General features: G+C 67.7%; 22 protein-coding genes. 18 read left to right on the top strand and 4 right to left on the bottom strand.

What is annotated here, in order from left to right:
• Nucleotides 1–42 precede the first annotated feature (42 nt).
• Both msrP and WG922_RS00915 read left to right on the top strand, forming a co-directional pair.
• Nucleotides 43–1,041, top strand: a complete 999-nt coding sequence (gene msrP / locus WG922_RS00920; RefSeq protein ID WP_340279969.1) for a protein-methionine-sulfoxide reductase catalytic subunit MsrP — start codon at nt 43–45, stop codon at nt 1,039–1,041.
• A gap of 10 nt (nt 1,042–1,051) precedes the next feature.
• Entirely contained in the window at nt 1,052–1,738 is a 687-nt protein-coding gene (locus tag WG922_RS00915; RefSeq protein ID WP_340279968.1) for a protein-methionine-sulfoxide reductase heme-binding subunit MsrQ, read from the top strand.
• A gap of 24 nt (nt 1,739–1,762) precedes the next feature.
• Here the strand turns inward: WG922_RS00915 and lysA are convergent, their stop codons facing one another.
• Both lysA and lptM read right to left on the bottom strand, forming a co-directional pair.
• On the bottom strand, nt 1,763–3,037 hold the full coding sequence (gene lysA / locus WG922_RS00910) for a diaminopimelate decarboxylase (protein WP_340279967.1): 1,275 nt from the start codon (nt 3,035–3,037) through the stop codon (nt 1,763–1,765).
• Nucleotides 3,034–3,273: an LPS translocon maturation chaperone LptM gene (lptM, locus tag WG922_RS00905; RefSeq protein WP_340279966.1), complete on the bottom strand. Its 240-nt coding sequence runs from the start codon at nt 3,271–3,273 to the stop codon at nt 3,034–3,036. Before lptM ends, lysA begins: the two co-directional genes overlap by 4 nt.
• A gap of 12 nt (nt 3,274–3,285) precedes the next feature.
• Here lptM and cyaY point away from each other — a divergent pair, with 12 nt between their 5' ends.
• Nucleotides 3,286–3,615, top strand: a complete 330-nt coding sequence (cyaY, locus tag WG922_RS00900; RefSeq protein WP_340279965.1) for an iron donor protein CyaY — start codon at nt 3,286–3,288, stop codon at nt 3,613–3,615.
• Between the two features lie 52 nt (nt 3,616–3,667).
• Here the strand turns inward: cyaY and WG922_RS00895 are convergent, their stop codons facing one another.
• Nucleotides 3,668–6,193, bottom strand: a complete 2,526-nt coding sequence (locus WG922_RS00895; protein ID WP_340279963.1) for a penicillin-binding protein 1A — start codon at nt 6,191–6,193, stop codon at nt 3,668–3,670.
• Between the two features lie 262 nt (nt 6,194–6,455).
• Between WG922_RS00895 and WG922_RS00890 the strand changes: the two genes are divergently transcribed.
• From WG922_RS00890 to WG922_RS00835, 12 genes are all read left to right on the top strand, one after another.
• The gene (locus WG922_RS00890) at nt 6,456–7,535 is read left to right on the top strand and encodes a pilus assembly protein PilM (RefSeq protein ID WP_340279962.1); all 1,080 of its coding nucleotides are present in this window, start codon (nt 6,456–6,458) and stop codon (nt 7,533–7,535) included.
• Nucleotides 7,532–8,146: a PilN domain-containing protein gene (locus WG922_RS00885; RefSeq protein ID WP_340279961.1), complete on the top strand. Its 615-nt coding sequence runs from the start codon at nt 7,532–7,534 to the stop codon at nt 8,144–8,146. The genes WG922_RS00890 and WG922_RS00885 overlap by 4 nt, the downstream gene beginning before the upstream one ends.
• 5 nt (nt 8,147–8,151) lie before the next feature.
• Nucleotides 8,152–8,820 carry a type IV pilus inner membrane component PilO gene (locus WG922_RS00880; protein WP_340279960.1) on the top strand — a complete coding sequence of 223 codons (669 nt, stop codon included), beginning with the start codon at nt 8,152–8,154 and terminating at the stop codon, nt 8,818–8,820.
• A complete protein-coding gene (locus tag WG922_RS00875) occupies nt 8,817–9,356 on the top strand; it encodes a pilus assembly protein PilP (RefSeq protein ID WP_340279959.1) in 540 nt (179 codons plus the stop codon). The genes WG922_RS00880 and WG922_RS00875 overlap by 4 nt, the downstream gene beginning before the upstream one ends.
• Nucleotides 9,353–11,491 carry a type IV pilus secretin PilQ gene (pilQ, locus tag WG922_RS00870; RefSeq protein ID WP_340279958.1) on the top strand — a complete coding sequence of 713 codons (2,139 nt, stop codon included), beginning with the start codon at nt 9,353–9,355 and terminating at the stop codon, nt 11,489–11,491. Before WG922_RS00875 ends, pilQ begins: the two co-directional genes overlap by 4 nt.
• A 65-nt stretch (nt 11,492–11,556) precedes the next feature.
• Complete coding sequence (locus tag WG922_RS00865) at nt 11,557–13,185, top strand: Ig-like domain-containing protein (RefSeq protein ID WP_340279957.1); 1,629 nt, start codon at nt 11,557–11,559, stop codon at nt 13,183–13,185.
• Between the two features lie 27 nt (nt 13,186–13,212).
• A complete protein-coding gene (locus WG922_RS00860) occupies nt 13,213–13,734 on the top strand; it encodes a shikimate kinase (protein ID WP_340279955.1) in 522 nt (173 codons plus the stop codon).
• Between the two features lie 32 nt (nt 13,735–13,766).
• Nucleotides 13,767–14,873 carry a 3-dehydroquinate synthase gene (gene aroB / locus WG922_RS00855; RefSeq protein ID WP_340279953.1) on the top strand — a complete coding sequence of 369 codons (1,107 nt, stop codon included), beginning with the start codon at nt 13,767–13,769 and terminating at the stop codon, nt 14,871–14,873.
• 24 nt (nt 14,874–14,897) lie between these two features.
• Complete coding sequence (locus WG922_RS00850; protein ID WP_340279951.1) at nt 14,898–16,031, top strand: deoxyguanosinetriphosphate triphosphohydrolase; 1,134 nt, start codon at nt 14,898–14,900, stop codon at nt 16,029–16,031.
• Nucleotides 16,028–17,443: an MFS transporter gene (locus tag WG922_RS00845; RefSeq protein WP_340279949.1), complete on the top strand. Its 1,416-nt coding sequence runs from the start codon at nt 16,028–16,030 to the stop codon at nt 17,441–17,443. The genes WG922_RS00850 and WG922_RS00845 overlap by 4 nt, the downstream gene beginning before the upstream one ends.
• Before the next feature lie 121 nt (nt 17,444–17,564).
• Nucleotides 17,565–18,113 carry a DUF1415 domain-containing protein gene (locus WG922_RS00840; protein WP_340279947.1) on the top strand — a complete coding sequence of 183 codons (549 nt, stop codon included), beginning with the start codon at nt 17,565–17,567 and terminating at the stop codon, nt 18,111–18,113.
• Complete coding sequence (locus WG922_RS00835) at nt 18,110–19,000, top strand: class I SAM-dependent methyltransferase (protein WP_340279945.1); 891 nt, start codon at nt 18,110–18,112, stop codon at nt 18,998–19,000. Before WG922_RS00840 ends, WG922_RS00835 begins: the two co-directional genes overlap by 4 nt.
• Here WG922_RS00835 and WG922_RS00830 read toward each other — a convergent pair.
• Nucleotides 18,997–19,170 (bottom strand): hypothetical protein, encoded by a 174-nt coding sequence (locus WG922_RS00830; protein ID WP_340279943.1) that lies wholly within the window; start codon nt 19,168–19,170, stop codon nt 18,997–18,999. The two genes, WG922_RS00835 and WG922_RS00830, sit on opposite strands and share 4 nt — an antisense overlap.
• Before the next feature lie 128 nt (nt 19,171–19,298).
• Here WG922_RS00830 and WG922_RS00825 point away from each other — a divergent pair, with 128 nt between their 5' ends.
• The 3 genes from WG922_RS00825 to WG922_RS00815 all read left to right on the top strand — a co-directional run bounded on the left by WG922_RS00825 (nt 19,299) and on the right by WG922_RS00815 (nt 26,350).
• Nucleotides 19,299–19,991, top strand: coding sequence for a transposase (locus tag WG922_RS00825; protein ID WP_340279942.1), 693 nt, complete (start codon nt 19,299–19,301; stop codon nt 19,989–19,991).
• Between the two features lie 131 nt (nt 19,992–20,122).
• Entirely contained in the window at nt 20,123–24,850 is a 4,728-nt protein-coding gene (locus WG922_RS00820; RefSeq protein WP_340279941.1) for a glutamate synthase-related protein, read from the top strand.
• 33 nt (nt 24,851–24,883) lie between these two features.
• Nucleotides 24,884–26,350: a glutamate synthase subunit beta gene (locus tag WG922_RS00815; protein ID WP_340279939.1), complete on the top strand. Its 1,467-nt coding sequence runs from the start codon at nt 24,884–24,886 to the stop codon at nt 26,348–26,350.
• Nucleotides 26,351–26,397 lie beyond the last annotated feature (47 nt).

Genomic DNA, 26,397 nt, shown 5'->3' with positions numbered 1-26,397 from the left:
GCGCCGGACAATGCACCGGCCGCCAACCTTCCGAGGACCGCCATGCTCATCAGAACCGGACGCGATGGATTCCAGCATCCGCTCGCCAGCGAGATCACTCCGCCGGCCGTCTACGAAAGCCGGCGGCGCCTGATGCGCCTCTGGGCGGCCGGTGCGGCGGGCGCCGCGCTGGCGGGCTGGGCCCAGCGCGAGGCGCTCGGGCAGCAGGCACCCCGACCGGGCAAGCTGGCGCCACTGCCTGCGGCCACCTCGCAGATCCCCGGCGCCGTCACCATGGAGAAGGTGACCGACTACCAGGACGCGACCAGCTACAACAACTTCTACGAGTTCGGCACCGACAAGAGCGATCCGGCGGCGCAGGCGCACCGCCTGGTGACCCGCCCCTGGTCGGTAGAAGTCGATGGCCTGGTGCGCAAGCCGGCGCGGTTCGGCATCGAAGACCTGCTGGCGCTGGCCCCGCAGGAGGAGCGCGTCTACCGTCTGCGCTGCGTGGAAGGCTGGTCGATGGTCATCCCCTGGGTCGGCTACTCGCTGTCCAGGCTGATCGATCGCGTCGAGCCGCTCGGCAGCGCGAAGTATGTCGAGTTCGTCACCCAGGCCGACCCCAAGACCATGCCTGGGCTGCGCTCGAGCGTCCTCGAGTGGCCGTATGTCGAGGGCTTGCGCCTGGACGAAGCCCGGCACCCGCTGACGCTGCTCGCCTTCGGCATGTACGGCGAAGTCCTGCCCAACCAGAACGGTGCGCCGCTTCGCCTGGTGGTGCCCTGGAAGTACGGCTTCAAGAGCGGCAAGTCGCTGGTGCGCATCCGCTTCACCGAAACCGAGCCGCGCACGGCCTGGCACAAGGCGGCGCCGGCCGAGTACGGCTTCTATTCCAACGTCAACCCGGCCGTGGACCATCCGCGCTGGTCGCAGGCCACCGAGCGGCGCATCGGCGAGGGTGGCTTGTTCGCGAAAAGGCGCAAGACCCTGATGTTCAACGGCTACGAGGCCCAGGTCGGGCAGCTGTACGCTGGCATGGACCTGCGCAAGCAGTTCTAGGCGCCCGCACATGGCAACGAGCGCGCGGCGCCCTGCAGGTGCCTGGCTGCTGCACCCTGTAGTCAAGCCTGCGGTCTTCCTCGCGTGCCTGGTCCCGTTCGCCTGGCTGTTCTGGGGTGCCCTGGCGGACACCCTGGGCGCCAACCCGGCCGAAGCGCTGATCCGGGCAACCGGAGACTGGACCTTGCGCTTTCTCTGCCTCACGCTGGCCATCACGCCCGCTCGGGTGGTGTTCGGGCTGCCGCCGCTCGCGCGCCTGCGGCGCATGGTGGGGGTGTTCACCTGGTTCTACGCCCTGCTGCACCTGCTGGCGTACGCCTTGTTCGACATGGGCTTCGAGGCTGGCGAGATCGCACGGGACATCGCCAAGCGGCCCTTCATCCTGGTGGGCTTCACGGCCTTCGTGCTGCTTACGCTCATGGCGGCGACCTCGTTCAACCGCGCGATCCGGACGCTCGGTGCCCGACGCTGGCAGCAGCTGCACCGCGTCGTCTATGCAGTGGCCGGGCTGGCGCTGCTGCATTTTTTCTGGATGCGCTCGGGCAAGAACGACTACGCCGAGGTGCTGGTGTATGCGTCCGTCGTCGGCGTGCTGCTCGGATGGCGCGCCTGGCGGCACCTGTCCGCACGGCGCGCCGAACGGGGCGTGCTCAGCGCGCGAACCGGAAAGCCTGGCGAGGGTGCGCTCGGGCGCTGAGCGGCCGTTGGCACGTGCCGGTGGTCAGTCGAGGAGGCGCTCGCCGCGGATCTGGTCGGCGATGCTTTCGCGTTGCCGGATGAGGCTGGCTGTGTCGCCATCGACCAGCACCTCCGCGGCACGGCCACGGCTGTTGTAGTTGCTGGCCATGCTCATGCAATAGGCCCCGGCGGACAGCACGGCCAGCAGGTCGCCGGGGCGCGCTGCGAGCTCGCGGTCGCGGCCGATCCAGTCGCCGCTTTCGCACACGGGCCCGACGACGTCATAGCGGGCGCTCGGGGCATCGGCGGTTCGGTGCAGCGGCACGATGGCATGGAAGGCCTGGTACATCGCGGGGCGGGGGAGGTCGTTCATGGCGGCATCGACGATGCAGAACGCCTTGTGCTCGCCGGGCTTGAGATACAGCACCTCGGTCAGGCAGACGCCTGCGTTGCCCACGAGGGAGCGACCGGGTTCGACCATGAAGTGGCGGTCGCCGAAGCCGCGCGCGTCGAGCTTCTCGAACAGCTGCTTCCACAGTGCGTCGGCCGCGGGTGGCTGGTCGCCGTTGTAGTCGATGCCCAGCCCGCCGCCGAAATCGATGTGGTCCAGGTGGATGCCGTGTGATTCCAGGGCTTCGACCAGTTCGAGCACGCGGTCCATGGCATCCAGGTACGGCGCGCCGTCGGTGATCTGCGAGCCGATGTGGCAGTCGATGCCGGCCACGCGCAGCGCCGGCAGGGCGGCGGCGCGCTGGTAGGTCGCCAGGGTGCGCTCGTGCGCGATGCCGAACTTGTTGCCCTTGAGGCCGGTGGAGATGTAGGGGTGGGTGCGTGCATCGACGTTGGGGTTCACGCGGATGCTGACCGGCGCGACCTTCTTGCATGCGCTGGCGACCTCGTTGAGCACCTCGAGTTCGGCTTCGCTCTCCACGTTGAAGCAGCCGATGCCCACGTCGAGCGCGCGCAGCATCTCGGCGCGGGTCTTGCCCACGCCGGAGAAGATCACCTTGGCGGGATCGGCACCGGCTCTCAGCACGCGTTCGAGCTCGCCGCCCGAGACGATGTCGAAGCCGCACCCGGCGCGGGCGAACACCTGCAGCACTGCCAAGGACGAATTGGCCTTCATGGCGTAGCAGATGGTCGCCTTGCGCCCCGTGAAACCGCGCTGGTAGGCGGCCAGCGCCGACAGCATGGCGGCCTTGGAATAGACGAAAAGCGGGGTGCCGTGCGAACGCGCCAGCTCGGCGAGGCAGACGCCTTCCATCCAGAGCGCGTCGCCCTCCCAGTGCACGTGGGGGTGTCCGGGCAGGTGGTTCATCGCAGTGTCCCGACGCCGGGCGCGGGAGAGGCAGCGGGCGACGCACTGGTGTCGGCCGGACTGCGAAGGGGCCCCGGCCGCAAGGTCTGCGGCAGGGTGGCCCGGCCGACCGCCTCGGCGCCGGTGGGCAGGTAGAGCGGACCCTTCTGGCCGCAGCCGCCGAGGGCTGCCGCCGCGGCCATCGCACCGCCGGCGCGCAAGGCGGTGACTAGAATCGATTTCGACAACGCGAACATCGACGGATTGTAATGACCGACCTCGAATACCTGGACCGGGCCGAAGCCTTGCTGCGCAGCGTGGAAAGCGCCTGCGACCGCATCAACGACGAGACCGAGGCCGACCTGGACAGCCAGCGTGTGGGGGGCATGATCACGATCAGCTTCAGCAACGGCAGCCAGATCGTGGTGAACCTTCAGAAGCCGCTGCACGAAGTCTGGCTCGCCGCCCGAGCAGGCGGTTTCCACTACCGCTTCGACGGACAGCAGTGGGTCGATACCAAGGGACAGGGCGAGTTCTTCGATAACCTCAGCCGCCAGGCGGCAGCCCAGGCCGGCTTGCCGCTGGCTTTCCGGCCCTAGAGCCAGACAACCGCGACCGCGCGACTGCGGCCCGTCGCTCGCACAGCACGTCTCAGCGGAACAGATCGAGGATGCTGCGGCGCGGCTCCTCGTTTCCGGAGGGCGCCGGCGGCGGAGGCCGGCCGTCCGAATTGAGCAGGCTGCGATCCCGCATATGGTCGCCGGGTGTTCCCTCGCCGCGGCTGCCACCGCCCATGCCCATGCCGGTGCTCGGCGTGAGCGGCACGAGCGGCCCCGTGGGCACGTCGGACATCGGCACCACCCCGGCGGCCGGCGCCGTGGGCGTGATGCCCAGGGTCATGACGCCACCGCCGCGGCTGTATTCCTCGTAGTACCACTCGCCGGCCACGTTCACCACACCCGCGGGCGGAGTGGGCTCGACCACGGGCACGCCGCGCAGTGCCGTTTCCATGAAGTTGATCCAGATCGGCAAGCTCAGCCCGCCGCCCGTTTCGCGATCGCCGAGCGAGCGCGGCGTGTCGTACCCCATCCAGACCACCGCCACCACGTTGGGCTGGTATCCGGCAAACCAGGTGTCGATCGCGTCGTTGGTGGTGCCGGTCTTGCCGTACAGGTCCGGACGCTTGAGGGTGGCATAGGCCTTGGCTGCAGTCCCCGAGCGGGCGATCTCCTGCAGCAGGCGGTTCATCATGAAGGCGTTGCGCGGATCGATGGCGCGCATGGCCTCGTTGCGCAGGGGCGGCTGGGTCTCCACCAGGGTCTTGCCCCGGTGGTCGGTGATCTTCCCGATCATCCACGGGTTCACGCGAAAGCCGCCGTTGGCGAACACCGCATACCCCGTGGCCATCTGCATGGGCGTCACCGTGCCCGCACCCAGGGCCATGGTCAGGTACGGCGGGTGCCGGTCCATGTCGAAGCCGAAGCGCCCGACCCAGTCCTGTGCCTTGTGCGGACCCACGGCCTGCAGGATGCGGATCGACACCATGTTCTTGGACTTGGCCAGTGCGGTGTGCAGTGGCATCGGGCCGTCGAAGCGTCCGTCGAAGTTCTTGGGCTCCCAGGGCTGCCCCCCGGTAACGCTCGAATCGAAGAACAGCGGACCGTCCTGGATCATCGTGGTGGCCGTGAAGCCGTGCTCGAGGGCGGCCGAGTAGATGAAGGGCTTGAAGGACGAGCCCGGCTGACGCCAGGCCTGCGTCACGTGGTTGAACTTGTTCTTGTTGAAGTCGAAGCCGCCCACCATGGCGAGCACGGAGCCGTCGCGCGGATCGAGTGCGACAAAGGCGCCTTCCACTTCGGGCAGCTGCGTGATCTCCCAGCCCTTGGCCGCCTTGGTCACACGGATCACCGCGCCCGGGCGGATCTTGACCTTGGGAGGCGCCTTCTCGGTCAGCCCCGACTGGGCCGGGCGCAGGCCCTCGCCGGTGATCTCGAAGCGATCGCCGTTCTGCCGCACCGCGACCACCCGGCGCGCACTCGCCTCCAGCACCACCGCCGACATCAGGTCGCCGTTGTCGGGATGGTCGTCCAGCACGTCGTCTACTGCCTCGTCCAGCTGCTGCGGGTTGTTCGGCAGGTCGATGAACTGCTCGGGGCCACGGTAGATCTGGCGCCGCTCGTAGTCCATGATGCCGCGCCGAAGCGCCCGGTATGCGGCGTCCTGCTGGTCCGAGCGGATGGTGGTATGCACGTTCAGTCCGCGCGTGTAGGTCTCGTCGCCGTACTGCGCGTGCACCAGCTGCCGCACGGTCTCGGCGACGAACTCGCCGTGCACGCGAACCGGCTCCACGCTTGCGCGCAGCTGCAGCGGCTGCTGCTTGGCGGCATCGGCCTGCGCCTGCGTGATGAAGCCGTTCTCCTCCATGCGCTCGATGATGTAGAGCTGACGCGCGCGCGCGCGTTTCGGGTTGACGATCGGGTTGTACGCGGACGGGGCCTTGGGCAGGCCGGCCAGCATCGCGGCCTCGGCGATGGTGAGGTCCTTCATCGGCTTGCCGAAGTAGGTCTCGGAGGCGGCCGCGAAACCGTAGGCGCGGTTGCCCAGGAAGATCTGGTTCATGTAGATCTCCAGGATGCGATCCTTGGAGAGCTGGTGCTCCAGCTTGAACGTCAGCAGCACCTCGTACAGCTTGCGCGTGAAGGTTTTCTCGGACGACAGGTAGACGTTGCGCGCCACCTGCATCGTGATGGTGGAGGCGCCCTGGCTCTTGGCGCGTCCGAGGTTGGCGAGCGCCGCGCGGGCCAGCCCGCGGTAATCGACGCCACGGTGCTGGTAGAAGCGCGCATCCTCGATCGCGAGCACCGCATCCTTCATGACCTTGGGCACTTCGGAGATCGGGGTCAGGTTGCGCCGCTCCTCGCCGAACTCGCCGATCAGCACCCCGTCGGCCGTGTACACGCGCAGCGGCAGCTTGGGCCGGTAGTCGGCCAGGTCGGAGATGTCGGGCAGGTTGGGATAGGCGACCGACAACGCCACCGCGACGATGATCACAAGGCTGACGCCTGCCGCCAACACCGTCGCCACGCCGATCAACAGGAGCCGCGCTAGCGTGGTGCCCCAGCTGGACGAGCTGGGAGCAGGGCGTCTGGGCGGGCGGGAGGCGGATTCAGGAGGCATAAATTTCCACGGGAACGGGCCCTTCCGATTATGGGCATCGGCACGGCCGAGTTAGAGTCTCGGCTGAGTAGGCGCAACCCGCCTTCGAGCCAGCAACCCGCGTGGTAGTTCGCAGTATGGCAGGCGAACTCGTCGGTTTTTGGCAACGCCGCGCTCTGATGCAAACTGAAAAGTCCTTTTCCGACAAGGATGTTGCTGCTAGCATTGAAGTGAATTCTTAAGTTTGTTACGACTCACTTACAGTCGTTCCTGGAGGCCTCCATTGATCTCGCTGGGCTCTCTGTTTAGCCGCCAGACCGCGCCCCTGCTCGGGCTGGACATCAGTTCTTCCAGCGTCAAGCTGGTGGAGCTCGGGCGTGATGCTGACGGTCGGTATGTCCTGGAACGCTGCGCCATCGAGATGCTCGAGCGCGGCTGGATCACCGACGGCAACATCGAAAAGTTCGATGAAGTGGCCGAGGCCATGCGCCGGCTCGTGAAAAAGAGCGGCACGCGCACCCGCAACGTCGCCATGGCGCTGCCTGCTTCAGCTGTCATCACCAAGAAGATCATCCTTCCTGGAGGGCTCTCCGAGCAGGAGCTCGAAGTCCAGGTCGAGGCCGAAGCCAACCAGTACATCCCCTTCTCGCTCGACGAGGTCAGCCTCGATTTCTGCGTCGTTGGCCCGAGCAACAGTTCGGCCGGCGATGTCGAGGTGCTCATCGCCGCCTCGCGCAAGGAGAAGGTGCAGGACAGGCAAGGTCTGGCCGAAGCCGCGGGCTTGAAGCCGGTCATCCTCGATGTGGAGTCCTATGCGTCGCGCATGGCGGCGGGGCGGCTTATTCAGGGCTTGCCGAACGGCGGCGTCGATTCCATGGTGGCGCTGTTCGAAGTCGGGGCCTTCACCACCAGCATGCAGGTGATCCGCAACGGCGACGTGCTCTACGACCGCGACCAGGCTTTCGGAGGTGCGCAGCTCACCCAGCTCATCGTGCGCCAGTACGGCTTCACGCCTGAAGAGGCCGAGACGAAAAAGCGCAGCGGCGACCTGCCGGAGGACTACGCGGCCGGCGTGCTCAAGCCCTTCGTCGACAGCATGGCCCAGGAGATCGCCCGGGCCCTGCAGTTCTTCTTCACCAGCACCCCGCACAACCGCGTAGATCACGTGCTGATCGGTGGCGGCTCGGCGGCCCTTCCCGGCCTGACCGAAACCGTCACGGCGCACACCTCCTTCAGCTGTGGCCTGGCCGACCCCTTCGACGGGATGCAGATCGGCACCACCATCCGCGAGAAGAAGATGCGGCGTGAAGCGCCCTCGTACCTCACCTCGTGCGGCCTGGCCCTTCGGAGGTTTGCCCAGTGATCCTGATCAACCTGCTGCCGCATCGCGAGGCCGCCCGCAAGCGCCGACGCGAGCACTTCTATGCCAGCCTCGCCGGCGCCGCCGTGGTCGGCCTGCTCGCTTCCGGTGGCATCTACGGCTGGTACGCCGCCCAGATCGCCGACCAGCAGGCCCGCAACGGCGTGCTGCAGGCCGAAATCCAGCGCCTCGAAGTCCAGATCAAGGACATCGCCAACCTGCAAAAGGAAATCGCCGGACTGCGCGCACGGCAACAGGCGGTGGAAGACCTGCAGGCCGATCGCAACATGCCGGTGCACCTGCTCAACGAGCTCGTGCGCCAACTGCCCGATGGCGTCTACCTCACCTCCGTGCGTCAGGAGAACCAGATCGTCAGCATCGCCGGCACCGCGCAGTCCAACGAGCGCGTCTCGGAGCTGCTGCGGAATCTGGGCAACAACAGCCCCTGGCTGACCCGGCCCGACCTGGTGGAGATCGTGGCGAGCACCACGGCCGTCAGCGCGCGCGAGCAGCGTCGCGTGGCGAACTTCAACATCAAGGTGCGCGTGCTGCGGGCGAGCGAGGTGCAGCCGCCCGCCGCCGCGGGCGCCAATCCCGCTGCCGCCAAGACTTGACCGCCATGCCCAAGAAACCGCGCAAACAACTGAACCTGCAGGCGAACTGGGCACGGTTCGCCGGCCAGTTCAAGAACCTCAACACCCAGGATCCCGCCGGCTGGCCGATGGCGCCTCGCGTGAGCCTGTGCGTGTCCGTGGCCATCGGCATCGTCGTCGCGCTCTGGGTCGTCATGCTCAGCACCTACGACGAGGAACTGCAGGCCGAGGTGGCCCGCGAGGACACCCTCAAGGCGGACTACGGCCGCAAGCTGGCGCAGGCAGTCAATCTCGATGCCCTGCGCAAGCAGCGCGAACAGGTCACCCAGTACGTCACGCAGCTGGAGAAGCAGCTTCCCGGCAAAGCCGAGATGGACGCGCTGCTCTCCGACATCAACCAGGCGGGCCTGGGGCGCAGCCTGTACTTTGAGCTCTTCCGGCCGGGCCAGGTGAGCGTGCGCGAGTACTACGCCGAACTGCCGATCTCGGTGCGCGTCACCGGCCGCTACCACGACATCGGCTCCTTCGCCTCCGATATCGCCAACCTTTCGCGCATCGTGACGCTGAACAACCTGGCGATCCTGCCGGGCCGCGAAGGCACCCTGACCATGGAGGCGACGGCCAAGACCTTCCGCTATCTCGATCCCGAAGAGGTGGCCGCGCAGCGCAAGGCCGCCGGAGGTGCGAAGAAATGACAAGGACGACTCTGGCCCTGATCGCCACCGGCGCGCTGCTCGCGGGGTGCGGCGAGCAGCAGGGCGACGAGCTGCAGCAATGGATGGCCCAGCAACGTGCCACGACCGTCGCCAAGATCGAGGTGGTGCCCGAGCCCAAGAAGTACGCCCCGCAGGCCTACAGCGAGGAGAACGCATCGGACCCCTTCAGCCGCGACAAGCTCACGCAGGCCCTGCGCCGCGAAGCGGGGCAGGCGACCTCCAACACCACGCTGGTGGCGCCCGAGCTGGCTCGGCGCAAGGAGCCGCTCGAAAGCGTGCCACTGGACAACATGGCCATGGTCGGCAGCCTGCTCCAGCAGGGCAGGCCGGTCGCCCTGATCAAGGTCGACAACCTGCTCTATCAGGTGCGCACCGGTCAGTACCTGGGCCAGAACTACGGACGGATCACGAAGGTGGGGGAAGCCGAGGTCGTGCTGCGCGAGATCGTGCAGGACCCCTCCGGTGACTGGGTGGAGAGGGCTGCCACGCTGCAGCTGCAAGAGAGGGCGAAATGAAGACACATATCGGGGCAGCCAGCCTGCCGTTCCTGGCCCTGTGGTGGGCACTGGTGGCGCTGGTCGTTCCTCCAGCCGTCCGGGCGCAGGGCGCACCGCTAGCCGTGGAGTCCGTGAGCAGCTCGATCCAGGGCGGCGTCGAGGTCGTGCGCATCGACTTCTCGCAGCCGCTCACGGCCGTGCCGCGCGGCTTCACCATCCAGGCGCCGGCGCGCATCGCGCTCGACATTCCGGGTGCCGCCAACGCACTGGGCCGCAACACGGTCGAGATCAACCAGGGCAACGTGCGGTCGGTCAACGTCGTGCAGGCCGGCGAGCGCACCCGGCTCGTCGTCAACCTCAAGGCCCCTTCCGCCTACAAGGCGCAGATCGACGGCAAGTCGCTGCTCGTCGCGCTGGAGGGCACGACCGCGGTGGCTGCCGCCCCGGCAGCGGCGTCTACGGCAACGTTTTCCGAAAACCGCAACCGCGACACCCAGCCGATCAAGGACGTCGATTTCCGCCGCGGCGCCGACAGCGCCGGGCGCGTGATCGTCGATCTGCCGAACAACCAGGTCGGCGTCGATCTGCGCCAGCAGGGACAGAACCTGGTGGTGGAATTCATGCGCTCCTCGCTTCCCGAGGGGCTGCGCCGTCGCATCGACGTGACCGATTTCGGCACGCCGGTGCAGACCGTCACCACCACGCAGACCGGTGATCGGGTGCGCATGGTGATCGAGCCCAAGGGGCAGTGGGAGCACAGCGCCTACCAGAGCGACAACCAGTTCGTGGTCGAAGTGCGCCAGCAGCGCGTCGATCCGACCAAGCTGTCGCAGGGGCCGGGGTACACCGGCGAAAAGCTTTCGCTCAATTTCCAGAACATCGAGGTTCGCTCGCTGTTGCAGGTGATCGCCGACTTCACCAACTTCAACGTCGTCACCTCCGACTCGGTCACGGGTGCCGTGACGCTGCGGCTCAAGGACGTGCCCTGGGACCAGGCGCTCGACATCATTCTGCAGGCCAAGGGCCTGGGCATGCGCAAGAGCGGCAACGTGCTGTGGATCGCGCCCAAGGACGAAATCGCGGCCAAGGAAAAGCTCGACCTCGAGAGCCGCGCCGCCATCCAGGGGCTGGAGCCGCTGCGCACGCAGGCATTCCAGCTGAACTACACCAAGGCGGCCGACGTCGCCGTCCAACTGCAGGCCGGCCCGGTGGCCAACCGGATCGTGAGCAGCCGCGGCAGCGTGATCGCCGAGGCCCGTACCAACCAGCTGTTCGTCACCGACATCGCGTCGCGCCTTGAGCAGGTGCAGGAGATGATCAGCAAGCTGGACGTGCCGGTGCGCCAGGTCCTGATCGAGGCCCGCATCGTCGAGGCGGCCGACACCTTCGGCAAGTCGCTCGGGGTGCGTCTGGGCGGCAGCGACCTGCGCGGCCTGCGCGGCGGCGATCCGGGCTATTCGCTGGTCGGCAACAACCGCGTCGCCTTCGGCGGCACCTACGACGCCGTGAGCGGTACGACCGGCGAGGGCGCCATCACGCTCGACACCATCAACACCAACTTCGTCAACCTGCCGGCCGTGGGCGTCGGCGGCTTCGAGGCGCCGACCTTCGCGCTGTCGCTGTTCAGCTCGGCCGCGAACCGATTCCTGAACCTCGAGCTGTCGGCCCTCGAAGCCGACGGCAAGGGCAAGCTGGTGTCCAGCCCGCGCATCGTGACGGCGGACCAGACCAAGGCACTGATCGAGCAGGGCACCGAGTTCCCCTACCAGCAGGCCACCGCCAGCGGCGCCACCGCCGTGGCGTTCCGCCGCGCCACCCTGAAGCTGGAAGTGACCCCGCAGATCACGCCCGAGGGCAACATCATCCTCGACCTCGACATCAACAAGGACAGCCGTGGCGAGACGACGGCGGCCGGTATCGCCATCAACACCAAGCACATCCGAACGCAGGTGCTGGTCGAGAACGGCGGCACCGTCGTCATCGGCGGCATCTTCGAGCTGACCGAAACCGAAAACGAAGCGCGCGTGCCGCTGCTCGGCGAACTGCCCGGCGTCGGCAATCTCTTCAAGAACCGCCAGCGCACGGCGAACAAGCAGGAAATGCTGGTGTTCATCACGCCGAAGATGATTTCGGATAGGACCGCGGCGCGGTAATTTCAAGCAACTAGACAACTTAGACGGACGCGGGCCGCAATGGGGTCCGTTAGAGGGGAATTCACATGTTCATGTTCAGGCCCATCGTCACGGCGCTCGTTGTCACGGCGCTCGTTGCCTGCGGGGGTGGTGGTGGCAGCCCCGGGCTCACGCCGTCGTCCGGAGGCGGCGGGACAGTTGGCGGCGGTGGCTCGACGCCCACCGCGGGAGAGCCCGCGACCGCGAAGTTCATTTACGAACTCTCCAACACCGCTTTGAGCTCCTCCGGCGCGGAGAAGACCCTTCTCACCGTGACCGCGCTCGATGCCAACAACAACCCGGTGAGCGGCGCCAGCGTTCGTGTGGCGGTGGATTCGGGTGTCTATACGCCGGTTACGTCCACCACCGGTGCGGACGGCAAGGCTTCGGGCAACATCACTATCGGTTCGGACAAGGCTAACCGGAACATCACGGCGACCATGTCTGTGGGCGCTCAGACCGGTAAGACCAGCATTGCGGTGACCGGCAGTCAGGTCGCGTTGACGCCCGTGCCGGCCAGCCCTGCACCCGGTCAGCCTACGCGCGTGGACTTCAAGGTGACGGACGCCAACGGTACCGGCATCGGGAACGTTCCGGTGCAGCTCAGCGGAACTTTGGGTCTGATCGGCAGCGTGACCACCGACAGCTCCGGCAACGCGAGCGCGACCCTTGACGCGGCACCGGCGGCTTCGGGAACCTACACGGTCGTTGCGACCGCGGTCGGAGTGAAGGCGACCCGGTCAGTGCAGGTCATCGCGGCCGGCGGTGGGGGTATTCCTGATGTAACCGAAACCATCAGCTCGGCAAGCCTGGCTATCGTCCCGAATACGCTTTCGCCCAATGCGGCAGGCTCCAATACCAGCCGGGCCAGCCTCCGGGCGAAGTTCCTGAACGCGAGCAACACGGCGGTGCAGAACGTGCGCGTACGCTTCGACATCCTATCCTCGAGTCTGGGCGCGGAGGAGGGCATCAGCACTGGAACGGCTGTTGTTTATAGCGACGCAAACGGCGACGCAGTTGCCGAATATATCGCCGGCACCCGCTCGAGCCCGACGGACGGAGTCGAAATTCGTGCGTGCTACGGTTTAACTGATGCATCGATTGCCGGTACGGCTTGCCCGTCCTCAGTCACGAAGAAGCTGACCGTCGCGAGCCAGCCAGTTTCGATCACTCTGGGTGACAACAACCTCCTGAGCAAGGGCACCGGTTCGCTTACTTACATCAAACAGTTCGATGTCGCGGTTGCAGATTCGGCTGGCAACGCCGTTTCCAACGCGGTGGTTTCGGCCAGCGTCGATGTGGCTGGCTACTACAAAGGCGTTTGGAAGGGGGCGACTACCTGGTGTGAAAACGAGGACACCAACCGCAACGGGTTCCTTGACGTGGGTGAGGACCGCAACACCAACGGAACGATCGAGCCCAGGAAGGCGGATGTGCTTCTTTCCTTCGTGAACGGAAAGGTGACTGGCGCCAACGGACGGCTTTCCATTCAGGTGGAGTACCCGCAGAACGTCGCTACCTGGCTGCAGTACACCGTGAAGGTCACCACCAGCGTGGCGGGCTCGGAGGGAACGGTTATCCGCAGCTACACGACGGACTTCGTGGAAGGTGACGACAAGAACGGTTCGTTCCTGACCGCCCCGTACGGCAGCGGGACCTGCGCCAGCCCCAACTGAGGGGGGCTTGAGACGTGGGAGGGTTCCGTGGATCCGATCGCCCTCATCGGCCTCCCCGGCGCCGGCAAGACCACCGTCGGCAAGCTTCTCGCGCGCCGGCTGGGCCTTGCCTTCATCGATAGCGATGCCGCGATCGAGCAGCAACTGGGCTGCTCGATTCGCGCGTTCTTCGAGGCGCAGGGAGAGGCCGCTTTCCGCGATGTCGAGTCGCAGGTCCTGCACCGCCTGACCGAGGGCGAGGCCTGCGTGCTGTCCACGGGTGGCGGCATCGTGCTGCGCTCGGAGAATCGCGACCGTCTACGTGCCACGTGCCGCGTGGGCTATCTCGACGCGTCACCCGAAGACCTCTTCAGGCGCCTGCGGCACGACGGCAAGCGGCCGCTGCTGCAGGTGGACGACCCGCTCGCGCGGCTGCGCGCCCTGCATGCCGAGCGTGCGCCGCTATACCGCGAGACGGCCCACATCACCGTCGAGGCGGGCCGTGCGAGAGCGGCCGAAGTGGTCGAGCGCCTGTGCGCACAGCTTGCGGCGGGGCCCGGATCGCCCTGAACCCTGCAAGGGGCTGGCCTTAAACTCGCCCGATGCCCGCACCCGCCTCGCCGCTTCCTTCGACGCAGCAGCTTCGCATCGACCTGGGAGAGCGCAGCTACCCCATCCTGATCGGTGAGGGCCTGCTGGCACAGATGGCGCAGCTGCCGCTTCCCGCGGCGCACGCCGCCCTGGTGGTCACCAACACCACCGTCGAGCCGCTGTACGCCCAGACGTTGCGCACGGCGCTCGCTGCACGCTACCGACATGTCGGCGTGCTGGCGCTCCCCGACGGCGAGGAGCACAAGCACTGGCAGACCCTCCAGCAGATCTTCGACACCTTGATCGAGCAGGGAAGCGACCGCAAGACCGTGCTGTACGCGCTCGGTGGCGGGGTGGTCGGCGACATCACCGGATTTGCAGCCGCGTGCTACATGCGCGGTGTGCCCTTCGTGCAGGTGCCCACCACGCTCCTGGCGCAGGTCGATTCGTCGGTCGGCGGCAAGACGGCGATCAACCATCCGCGCGGCAAGAACATGATCGGCGCTTTCTACCAGCCGCATCTGGTGGTGTGCGACCTCGATACATTGCGGACCCTCCCCATGCGCGAGCTGAGCGCCGGCCTGGCCGAGGTGATCAAGTACGGGCCCATCGCCGACATGGCCTTCTTCGATTGGATCGAGGAGCACCTGCCGTCATTGCTCGCGCGTGATCCGGCGGCCCTGGCGCACGCGGTGCGCCGCAGCTGCGAGATCAAGGGCGAGGTGGTCGGCCAGGACGAGCGCGAAGGCGGCCTGCGCGCCATCCTCAACTTCGGCCACACCTTCGGCCACGCGATCGAGGCCGGGCTCGGCTTCGGCAACTGGCTGCACGGCGAGGCGGTGGGCTGCGGCATGGTGATGGCGCTGCACCTGTCGCGTGAGCTCGGCTTCATCGACGACGCCCTGGTCGAGCGCTGCACCGCGCTCATTGCCCGCGCGGGCCTGCCCACGCGCGGGCCGGACCTGGGTACGCACCGCTACCTGGAGCTGATGCGCCTGGACAAGAAGGCCGAGGCCGGAGAGATCCGCTTCGTCGTGGTGCGCGAGCCCGGACGCGCCGAGATCGTTGCCGCGCCCGACGCAACCGTCGCGCGCGTCATCGAACGCTGCTGCCGCTGAGGCGGCGTACACGGCGGCACCGCCATGACGCTCGCGTCCTTTGCCAGCGATCCCGCCCGCTCCCGCGGGCGTCGCCATCCCGAGCCGCCGACGCCGCACCGCAGCGCCTTCCAGCGCGATCGGGACCGCATCGTGCACTCCACCGCGTTCCGCCGCCTGGTCTACAAGACGCAGGTGTTCCTCAACCACGAGGGCGACCTGTTTCGCACGCGCCTCACGCATTCCATCGAGGTGGCCCAGCTCGGACGCTCCATCGCGCGGCCCCTCGGCCTCGCCGAGGACCTGGTGGAGGCGATCGCGCTGGCGCACGACCTGGGGCACACGCCGTTCGGACACGCCGGACAGGACGCGCTCAACGAGTGCATGGCCGCGCACGGCGGTTTCGAGCACAACCTGCAGAGCCTGCGCGTGGTCGATCGCCTCGAGGAGCGCTATCCGCGCTATGACGGGCTGAACCTGTGCTTCGAGACGCGCGAGGGCATCCTCAAGCATTGTTCGCGCGCCAATGCCCTGCACCTGGAGCAGGCAGAGCCCGGCGGGGTGGGGCGCCGCTTCCTCGATCGCACGCAGCCCAGCCTGGAAGCGCAGCTGTGCAACCTGGCCGACGAGATCGCCTACAACGCACACGACATCGACGACGGTGTGCGCTCAGGCCTTATTTCCATCGAGCAGCTGGCGCAGGTCGCGCTGTTCGAGCAGTACAGGCACCACGCCGCGCAGGCGCACCCGCATCTCGCGGGGCGACGCCTGCTGTACGAAACCATCCGGCTCATGTTGAGCGCGCAGGTACACGACGTCATCGACGCGACGGCGCAGGCGCTGCAGGCGGCCGGCGTGCGCAGCGCCGATGAAGCGCGATGCACGTCCGCACTGGTGTGCTTCAGCGAGCCCATGCAGCAGCGCTCGGCCGAGCTCAAGCGCTTCCTGCTGCACAACCTCTACCGCCATCCGCAGGTCTGCGAAACCACCAGCCGTGCACGGGAGGTCGTGCGCGGGCTCTTTGCCGCCTATGCCGCGCAACCGGCCGAAATGCCGGCGTCCTTCGCCGAGCGGCCCGACACGCCGCGCGCCATCGCCGACTACATCGCCGGCATGACCGACCGCTTCGCCGTTCGCGAGCACGAGCGCCTCACCGGGCAACGGCTGTTGCCGGCATGAGCCGCGCACGCATCGATCCCTCCGTGCTGGTGATCGCGGCGGGCGTGTCGGCCGCCGTTCATGTGGGCAAGCTGCCGCCGGCGCTGCCGGCCCTGCGCGACGCACTCGATGTCACGCTGGTGCAGGCGGGCTTCCTCATCTCGCTGGTGCAGCTGGCCGGCATGGCGCTCGGGCTCATGGTGGGGCTGGCGGCCGACAGTGTCGGCCTGCGCCGCACCATGGTGGCCGGCCTTGCCGTGCTCACGGCCTCCAGCTTGCTCGCCGCCACCGCGACGGCGCCGTGGATGCTGCTCACGCTGCGCGGCTTTGAAGGGCTCGGGTTCCTGCTGGCGTCCATGCCCGCTCCCGGGCTGGTGCGCCGGCTGGTACCTCCCGAGCGCCTGGCGCCACGGCTGGGGTTATGGGGGTGCTACATGCCCTTGGGGACTGCCCTGGCTCTGCTGCTCGGTCCGGTGTGGGTGTCCGCGTGGGGCTGGGAGTCGTGGTGGTGCGCGGCCGCGCTCCTGTCGGGCGCCATGGCGGCCGCGGTGCTGGCGCGCGTGCCGCCGGACGGGGAGGGTCGGGCGCAGGCGCGCGCCGCGGCCGGCTCGGCATCGGGGCCTGTTTCGCCACCGGCGCCCGCACACGCACCGGTATCGGAATCGGGAGTGCGAGTGGAAGTGGGGGCGGCACCGGCACCGGCATCGGCATCGGCATCGGCATCGGCATCGGCATCGGCACCTGAGCCTCAGTTTTCGTCTCCGTCCGGGACCATGCCTGCTCGCGTAAGCGAAGCCCCCTGGGGGAAACGGCTGGGGCAGACCCTGCGCGCTCCCGGGCCGTGGCTGATAGCTGCCGCCTTTGCCGTGTACTCGGCGCAGTGGCTTTCCGTCATCGGCTTCCTGCCGAGTGTCTACGCCCAGGCCGGACTGGCTCCGTCCGTCGCGGGCGTCGCCACTGCCCTCGTGGCGGCGGTCAACATGCTGGGCAACCTGGCCTCTGGGCGCCTGCTGCAGCGCGGTGTGGCGCCGCAGGGCCCGTTGCAGCTTGCCTTCGGCACCATGGCCATCGGCGGGCTGCTGGCGTTCGCCCCGCTCGGCTTCCTCGGCACCGGGCTCGCCACGGGTGTGGCCTACGCTGCGGTGCTGTGCTTCTCGGCCGTGGGCGGCTTGATACCGGGCACGCTGTTCTCCCTCGCGGTGCGCTTCGCCCCAGATGCGGGTACCGTCTCGACCACCGTGGGCTGGATGCACCAGTGGTCGGCCCTGGGCCAGTTCGCCGGTCCACCGGTGGTGGCCTGGGTGGCGACGCGCAGCGGTGGTTGGGGCAGCAGCGGCCTCGTCACGGCAAGCTGCGCGGTGGCAGGCCTGCTGCTGGCCGCACGGATCGGCCGCCTCGACAGACGCCAGCGCAGCGGTGAAGCCGCCGCCTAGGCCCTGAACCGGAGCCATGCGAGGCCGAGCCGAAGCCGGCAGCCTCCTTGGCCGCAGCCCTCAGCCCAGCGGCGGTGCCGGGCATAAAATCCGCCGCTTGCCCGAAGACTCTCCACCCTCGATGCCGTCCGATTGCGAGCAGGCGCTGGCCGACACGCGCCGCTGGCTCGAGCGTGCCGTCGTCGGACTGAACCTGTGTCCCTTCGCCAAGTCTGTGCTCGTGCGACAACAGGTTCACTTCGCGTGGTGCGATGGGGAAGGCTGGGACGGCGTGCTGGAGGCCCTGGAGCGGGAAGCCGGTGAGCTCACCGCACTGCAGCCGCAGCAGCGCGACACCACGCTGCTGGTGCTGCGGGGGCCGGCCGATTTCATCGAGTTCACCGGCCTGGTGGCGCAGGGTGAACGCCGCCTGCGCAGCCTGGGGCTGCAAGGCGTGCTGCAGCTGGCGAGCTTCCACCCGGAATTCCAGTTCGCCGGCACCGACGTCGACGACATCTCCAACTGCACCAACCGCGCACCCTGGCCCACGCTGCACCTGCTGCGCGAGGCCAGTCTCGACCGCGCGGTGCAGGCCTTCCCGGATGCGGCGGCCATCTACGAAACCAACATCGCCACCCTGCAGCGGCTCGGCGCCCTGGGCTGGGCGCAACTGGGCGTGGCACGGTCATGACCCGCAGCGTCGTGCGCGCCAGTGCGATGGACCCGGACATCCGCCCCGGCCAATCGACGGAGTTGCTCAAGGAGCTGCACATCCTCACGCGCGAGGGCAAGCTCAACCAGGACTCGCGCCGCAAGCTCAAGCAGGTGCTGCACCTCTACCAGTTTATCGAAAAGCTCCTGCTCGAGCTGCCCGCGGACGACCCCGGACGGCCGGTGCTGGTGGATCACGGCGCCGGCAAGTCCTACCTCGGCTTCATCCTCTACGACCTGTTCCTCAAGCCGCGCGCGCACGGGCAGGTGATCGGGGTGGAAAGCCGGCCGGAGCTGGTGGAGCACTCGCGCTCCTTGGCGCAGCGGCTCGGCTTCGACCGCATGCACTTCCTCAACCTGCGTGCCGCCGAGGCCCTCGATTGCGCCGACATTCCGGTGACGGTCGATATGGTCACGGCGCTCCATGCCTGCGACACAGCGACCGACGACGCCATCGACTTCGGCCTGGCCCGGCAGGCGCGCTTCATGGTGCTGGTGCCCTGCTGTCAGGCCGAGGTGGCGGGCTGCCTGCGGCAGAACAAGGCGCTCTCACTGGCGCGGACCCCGCTCGCGGAGCTCTGGCGCCATCCCCTGCACACGCGTGAGATGGGCAGCCAGCTCACGAATGTGCTGCGCTGCCTCTACCTGGAGGCGTGCGGGTGGCAGGTCACGGTCACGGAGCTGGTCGGCTGGGAGCACAGCATGAAGAACGAGCTGATCCTGGCGCGGCGCACCGGCCAGCGCAAGCGCAGCGCGGCGGAGCGGCTGCGGGCGCTGCTGCAGGAGTTCGGTCTCGAGTCACTCGAGGCGAGCCGCTTCGCGCGCCTGCCCGGCGCACCGGCTGAAACCGCCGGCGCTGCAGCCTAGCGCTGCCGCCGGCGTGCCCGCTTGAAGGCGACCGCCGCGGCTATCACGCCCAGCGCGACAAAGGCGAACACCACCAGCCCGATGTAGGGCTGGGGCACGCCGAGCACGACGGCCACCCAGACCATGGCCGCCATCGCCAGTAGAAAGCCGATCATCCACGCCGTGAACATTGCGAAGGCCCTGCTCGAAACGCCTCCAGTGTCGCGAAGCGCCATCGCGGCGCATGTACGCCGTTGTCCTGCACCGACGTCGGATGGCGCCCGCGTCGCGGAAAATCGGGGACACACTGCAGCACGCCATGGCTCGACTTCCCCGCCTCTCGCTTCCCGAACTACCGCACCACGTGGTTCAGCGCGGCCACAACCGGCAGCCCATCTTCCTCGAGCCCGGCGATTACGCGGACTTCCACCGCCTGCTGCACGAGCAGTCGCGCCAGCATGCGGTGGCGGTGCATGCCTACGTGCTGATGCCCAATCACGTCCACCTGCTGGTCACGCCGACGCGGCCCGATGCGCTCGGCCGGATGATGCAGGGCGTGGGCCGCAGCTACGTGCGCGGCTTCAATGCCCGCAACGGGCGCAGCGGCACCTTGTGGGAGGGGCGCTTTCGCAGTTCGCTGCTGCAGCCCGAAACCCATCTGCTGGCCTGCATGGCCTACCAGGACCTCAACCCCGTGCGGGCAGCGCTGGTGGAGGAGGCTTCAGCCTGGGAGTGGTCGAGCCACCGGCACTACATCGGCCGCCACGTCGATCGGCTCGTCACCCCGCATCCGCTGTTCTGGCAGATCGGCAACACCCCCTTCGCCCGCGAGCATGCCTATGCGCAACTCGTGGCGGCCGGGCTGGGCCCCGCCATGGTGCAGGCCTTGACCGATGCGGCGCTGCACGGATGGGCCCTCGGCGACGCAGCCTTCCTGGCCGACGTGCAGGCGCGCACGCAGCGCCGCGTCATCCGAGGCAATCCAGGGCGTCCGCGCACCAAGACGAGTTGATCTGTCCCTGATTTGACGTGCTGTTCGTGCGCCCCTGAAAAACGCTCATCTGACCCCGTTTAATTCACTTGGTCAGGTTGCTGCGCTGCACTATGCTTCCCGATCCCGCGAAGTCTCCAAGGAAAACCCCTATGGCCACGCCCGCCGAAATCAGCCACCTCCAGGAACACGGCCTTTATCAGTCCGGCAACGAACATGACGCCTGCGGGGTCGGTTTCGTCGCCCACATCAAGGGCGTCAAGAGCCACGCCATCGTGCAGCAGGGCCTCAAGATCCTGGAAAACCTCGACCACCGCGGCGCCGTGGGCGCCGACAAGCTGATGGGCGACGGAGCCGGCATCCTGATCCAGTTGCCGGACCTGCTGTACCGCGAGGAAATGGCCCGGCAGGGCGTCACCCTGCCGCCGCCGGGCGAGTACGGGGTGGGCATGATCTTCCTGCCCAAGGAACACGCCTCGCGGCTGGCCTGCGAGCAGGAAATGGAGCGCGCGATCAAGGCCGAGGGGCAGGTGCTGCTGGGCTGGCGCGACGTACCGGTCAATCGCGACATGCCGATGTCGCCCGCCGTGCGCGAGAAAGAGCCGGTGCTGCGCCAGGTCTTCATCGGCCGCGGCAGCGACGTCATCGTGCAGGACGCGCTGGAGCGCAAGCTGTACGTGATCCGCAAGACCGCCAGCGCCGCCATCCAGAACCTGCACCTCAAGCACAGCAAGGAGTACTACGTCCCCAGCATGTCCAGCCGGACGGTGGTCTACAAGGGCCTGCTGCTGGCGGACCAGGTCGGCACCTATTACCGCGACCTGCAGGACGAGCGCTGCGTCTCGGCCCTGGGCCTGGTGCACCAGCGCTTCTCGACCAACACCTTCCCCGAGTGGCCCCTGGCGCACCCTTACCGCTACGTCGCGCACAACGGCGAGATCAATACCGTCAAGGGCAACTACAACTGGATGAAGGCGCGCGAGGGCGTGATGTCCTCTCCGGTGCTCGGCGCCGACCTGCGCAAGCTCTATCCGATCAGCTTCGCGAGCCAGTCCGACACCGCCACCTTCGACAACTGCCTCGAACTGCTCACCATGGCGGGCTACCCCATCAGCCAGGCCGTGATGATGATGATCCCGGAACCCTGGGAGCAGCACGCCACGATGGACCCGCGCCGGCGCGCCTTCTACGAGTACCACGCCGCGATGCTCGAGCCCTGGGACGGCCCGGCGTCCATCGTCTTCACCGACGGGCGCCAAATCGGCGCCACCCTGGACCGCAACGGGCTGCGCCCCTCGCGCTACTGCGTCACCGACGACGACCTGGTCATCATGGCTTCCGAGTCGGGCGTACTGCCGGTTCCCGAGAACAAGATCGTTCGCAAGTGGCGCCTGCAGCCCGGCCGCATGTTCCTGATCGACCTGGAACAGGGCCGCATGATCGACGACGAGGAGCTCAAGGCCAGCCTCGCCAACAGCAAGCCCTACAAGCAGTGGATCGAGAACCTGCGCATCAAGCTCGACGACCTGTCCGAGGGTGCCGGCCATCCATCCGCCAACGAGGTCTCGCTGCTCGATCGCCAGCAGGCCTTCGGCTACACCCAGGAGGACATCAAGTTCCTGATGTCTCCGATGGCGCAGGCCGGCGAGGAGGGCGTCGGCTCCATGGGCAACGACAGCCCGCTGGCGGTGCTGTCCGACCGCAACAAGCCGCTCTACAACTACTTCAAGCAGCTGTTCGCGCAGGTGACGAACCCGCCGATCGATCCGATCCGCGAGGCCATCGTCATGTCGCTGGTGTCCTTCATCGGGCCCAAGCCGAACCTGCTGGACATCAACCAGGTCAATCCGCCGATGCGGCTCGAGGTGAGCCAGCCCATTCTCGACTTCGCGGACATGGCCAAGCTGCGCGACATCGACAAGGTCTCGCAAGGCAAGTTCCGCAGCTACACGCTGGACATCACCTACCCGCTCGCCTGGGGACACGAGGGTGTCGAGGCCAAGCTGGCCTCGCTCAACGCCGAGGCGGTGGATGCGATCAAGAGCGGCAAGAACATCCTGATCATCAGCGACCGCGGCGTGAGTGCCACGCAGGTCGCCATCCCCGCGCTGCTGGCGCTGTCGTCCATCCATCAGCACCTGGTGCGCGAGGGCCTGCGCACCACCGCAGGCCTGGTGGTCGAGACCGGCTCGGCCCGCGAGGTCCACCATTTCGGCGTGCTGGCCGGCTACGGTGCGGAGGCCGTGCACCCCTACCTGGCGATGGAGACCCTGGCCGCAATCCACAAGGACCTGCCGGGCGAGCTGTCGGCCGAGAAGGCCGTCACCAACTACGTCAAGGCGATCGGCAAGGGCCTGTCCAAGATCATGTCCAAGATGGGCGTGAGCACCTACATGAGCTACTGCGGCGCGCAGCTGTTCGAGGCCATCGGCCTGAACAGCGACACCATCTCGCAGTACTTCACCGGCACGGCCAGCCGCGTCGAGGGCATCGGCGTCTTCGAGATCGCCGAGGAAGCGATTCGCATGCACAAGGCGGCCTTCGGCAGCGACCCGGTGCTGTCCTCCATGCTCGACGTAGGCGGCGAGTACGCCTGGCGCGTGCGTGGCGAGGAGCACATGTGGACGCCCGATGCGATCGCCAAGCTGCAGCACTCGACCCGCGCCAACAGCTGGAGCACCTACAAGGAATACGCCCAGTTGATCAACGACCAGAGCCGGCGCCACATGACGCTGCGCGGCCTGTTCGAGTTCAAGGTCGATCCGTCCAAGGCCATTGCGCTGGACGAGGTCGAGCCGGCCAAGGAGATCGTCAAGCGCTTCGCGACCGGTGCCATGTCGCTCGGATCGATCTCCACCGAAGCGCACGCCACGCTGGCCATCGCCATGAACCGCATCGGCGGCAAGAGCAACACCGGCGAGGGCGGCGAAGACCCGGCGCGCTACCGCAACGAGCTCAAGGGCATTCCGATCAGGCAGGGCCAGACCCTGGCCGAGGTCGTCGGGCGCGACGTCATCGAAGTGGACATGCCCTTGCAGGAGGGCGACTCGCTGCGTTCGCGCATCAAGCAGGTGGCCTCGGGCCGCTTCGGCGTCACGGCCGAGTACCTGGCCTCGTCCGACCAGATCCAGATCAAGATGGCGCAAGGCGCCAAGCCGGGGGAGGGCGGCCAGCTGCCGGGCGGCAAGGTCTCCAACTACATCGGCAAGCTGCGCTACTCGGTGCCGGGTGTCGGCCTGATCTCGCCGCCGCCGCACCACGACATCTACTCGATCGAAGACCTCGCCCAGCTCATTCACGACCTCAAGAACGTCGCGCCGCACGCCAGCATCAGCGTCAAGCTGGTGTCCGAGGTGGGCGTGGGCACCATCGCCGCGGGCGTGGCCAAGTGCAAGAGCGACCACGTGGTGATCGCGGGGCACGACGGCGGCACGGGCGCCTCCCCCTGGTCCTCGATCAAGCACGCCGGCAGCCCCTGGGAAATCGGCCTGGCCGAGACCCAGCAGACGCTGGTGCTGAACCGGCTGCGCAGCCGCATCCGGGTGCAGGCCGACGGCCAGATGAAGACCGGCCGCGATGTCGCCATCGGCGCGCTGCTCGGCGCCGACGAGTTCGGCTTCGCCACCGCGCCGCTGGTGGTCGAGGGCTGCATCATGATGCGCAAGTGCCACCTGAACACCTGCCCCGTGGGCGTGGCCACCCAGGACCCGGTGCTGCGCAAGAAGTTTTCGGGCAAGCCCGAGCACGTCGTCAACTACTTCTTCTTCGTCGCCGAAGAAGTGCGCCAGATCATGGCGCAGCTGGGCATCCGCAAGTTCCAGGACCTGATCGGCCGCACCGACCTGCTGGACATGAAGAAAGGCATCGCGCACTGGAAGGCGCGCGGGCTCGACTTCACCCGCCTGCTGGCGCAGCCGCTGGTGCCCGCCGAGGTGCCGCGCTTCCACGTCGAAGACCAGGACCACGGTCTCGAGCGCAGCCTCGACAAGGTCCTGATCGAGAAATCGCGCCCGGCCATCGAGCGCGGCGAGAAGGTGCAGTTCATGGAGGTGGCGCGCAACGTCAACCGCTCGGTCGGCGCGATGCTCTCCGGCGCGGTGACCAAGGTGCATCCGGAGGGCCTGCCCGACGACACCATCCGCATCCAGCTCGAAGGAACCGGCGGGCAGTCTTTCGGCGCATTCCTCGCCAAGGGCATCACGCTCTACCTGATCGGCGACGCCAACGACTACACCGGCAAGGGTCTGTCCGGCGGACGGATCATCGTGCGCCCCAGCATCGACTTCCGCGGCCTCGCCACGCAGAACATCATCATCGGCAATACGGCGCTGTACGGCGCCACGACCGGCGAGGCGTTCTTCAGCGGCGTGGCAGGCGAGCGCTTCGCGGTGCGCCTGTCCGGCGCCACGGCGGTGGTGGAGGGCACCGGCGACCACGGCTGCGAGTACATGACCGGCGGCACGGTGGTGGTGCTTGGCAAGACTGGCCGCAACTTCGCGGCGGGCATGTCCGGGGGCGTGGCCTATGTCTACGACGAGGACGGACAGTTCGCCTCGCGCTGCAACACCGCGATGGTGTCGCTGGACAAGGTGGTCTCCTCGGTCGAACAGCAGGGGGCGGGCGCCCGCACCAGGATGCATGGCAACAGCACGGACGAGGCCCTGCTCAAGCGACTGCTGGAGGACCATAACCGCTGGACCGGGAGCCGGCGCGCGCGGGAGCTGCTGGACACCTGGGCCGAGAGCCGCCAGAAGTTCGTCAAGGTCTTCCCCAACGAATACAAGCGCGCGCTGGCCGAGATGCACGAGCGCGAGGTGGCCGAGGCCAGCACGGGTAACAACGCGCACGCGGCGGTGCACGACGGCGTGGCCGCCGCCTGAAGCCGGCGAACAACAATCTAACGGAGCAAGAGCATGGGCAAAGTCACCGGCTTCATGGAGTACGAGCGGCTCGAGGAGGGCTACAAGCCCGTCGCGGAGCGCCTGAAGCACTACAAGGAATTCACCATCGGCCTGGACGACAAGGCCGCCCAGGTGCAGGGCGCGCGGTGCATGGACTGCGGCATCCCGTTTTGCAACAGCGGTTGCCCGGTCAACAACATCATCCCGGACTTCAACGACCTGGTGTACCGCCAGGACTGGCGGGGCGCGTGGATGGTGCTGGATTCGACCAACAACTTTCCGGAGTTCACCGGCCGCATCTGCCCCGCCCCCTGCGAGGCGGCCTGCACGCTCAACTTCAATGACGACCCGGTCGGTATCAAGTCCCTCGAGCGCGCCATCGCCGATCGCGCCTGGGACAACGGCTGGGTGCTGCCGCGCGTGCCTGAGGCGCGCACCGGCCGGAAGGTGGCGGTGGTCGGCTCGGGACCGGCCGGCATGGCCGCCGCACAGCAGCTGGCGCGGGTCGGCCACGACGTCACCCTTTTCGAGAAGAACGACCGGATCGGCGGCCTGCTGCGCTACGGCATTCCCGACTTCAAGATGGAGAAGTTCCAGATCGACCGCCGCGTCGAGCAGATGCGCGCCGAAGGCGTGACCGTGCGCACAGGCGTGATGGTCGGGCGCCTGCCCGAAGGCTCCAAGGTCACCAACTGGGCAAGGGAAACCATCAGCCCCGAGCAGCTGCAGCAGGAGTTCGACGCCGTGCTGCTCGCCGGCGGGGCCGAGCAATCGCGCGACCTGCCCGTCCCGGGGCGCGACCTGGACGGCATCCACTTCGCCATGGAGTTCCTGCCGCAGCAGAACAAGATCAATGCCGGAGACAAGATCAAGGGCCAGATCCGCGCCGACGGCAAGCACGTCATCGTGATCGGCGGCGGCGACACCGGCAGCGACTGCGTGGGCACCAGCAACCGCCATGGGGCGGCCAGCGTGGTGCAGTTCGAACTGATGCCGCAGCCGCCAGAAGAGGAGAACAAGCCCCTGACGTGGCCGTACTGGCCCTACAAGCTGCGCACCAGCTCCAGCCACGAGGAAGGGTGCGAGCGCGAGTTCGCCATCGCCACCAAGGAGTTCATCGGCGAGAAGGGCCGCGTCACCGGCCTGAAGACCGTGCGCGTCGAATGGAAGGACGGCAAGATGATCGAGGTGCCCGGCACCGAGCAGATCCTCAAGGCCGACCTCGTCCTGCTGGCCATGGGCTTCGTGAGCCCGGTGGGCACCGTGCTGGAGTCCTTCGGCGTCGAGAAGGACGCCCGCGGCAACGCCCGCGCGCACACCGACTTCACCGGCGGTTATGCGACCAACGTGCCCAAGGTCTTCGCCGCGGGCGACATGCGGCGCGGCCAGAGCCTGGTCGTGTGGGCGATTCGGGAGGGTCGGCAGGCGGCCCGCGCCATCGACGAATTCCTGATGGGCACCAGCGTGCTGCCACGCTGAGGCATCGGGGGTGGACGCCAGGCCGGTCAACGGTCCGGCGGCGCTCG

Origin of the sequence: Ramlibacter sp. AN1015, from assembly GCF_037726105.1 — a bacterium.
Lineage (GTDB): Bacteria > Pseudomonadota > Gammaproteobacteria > Burkholderiales > Burkholderiaceae_C > Ramlibacter.
This window is presented reverse-complemented; position numbering and strand designations above follow the sequence as displayed.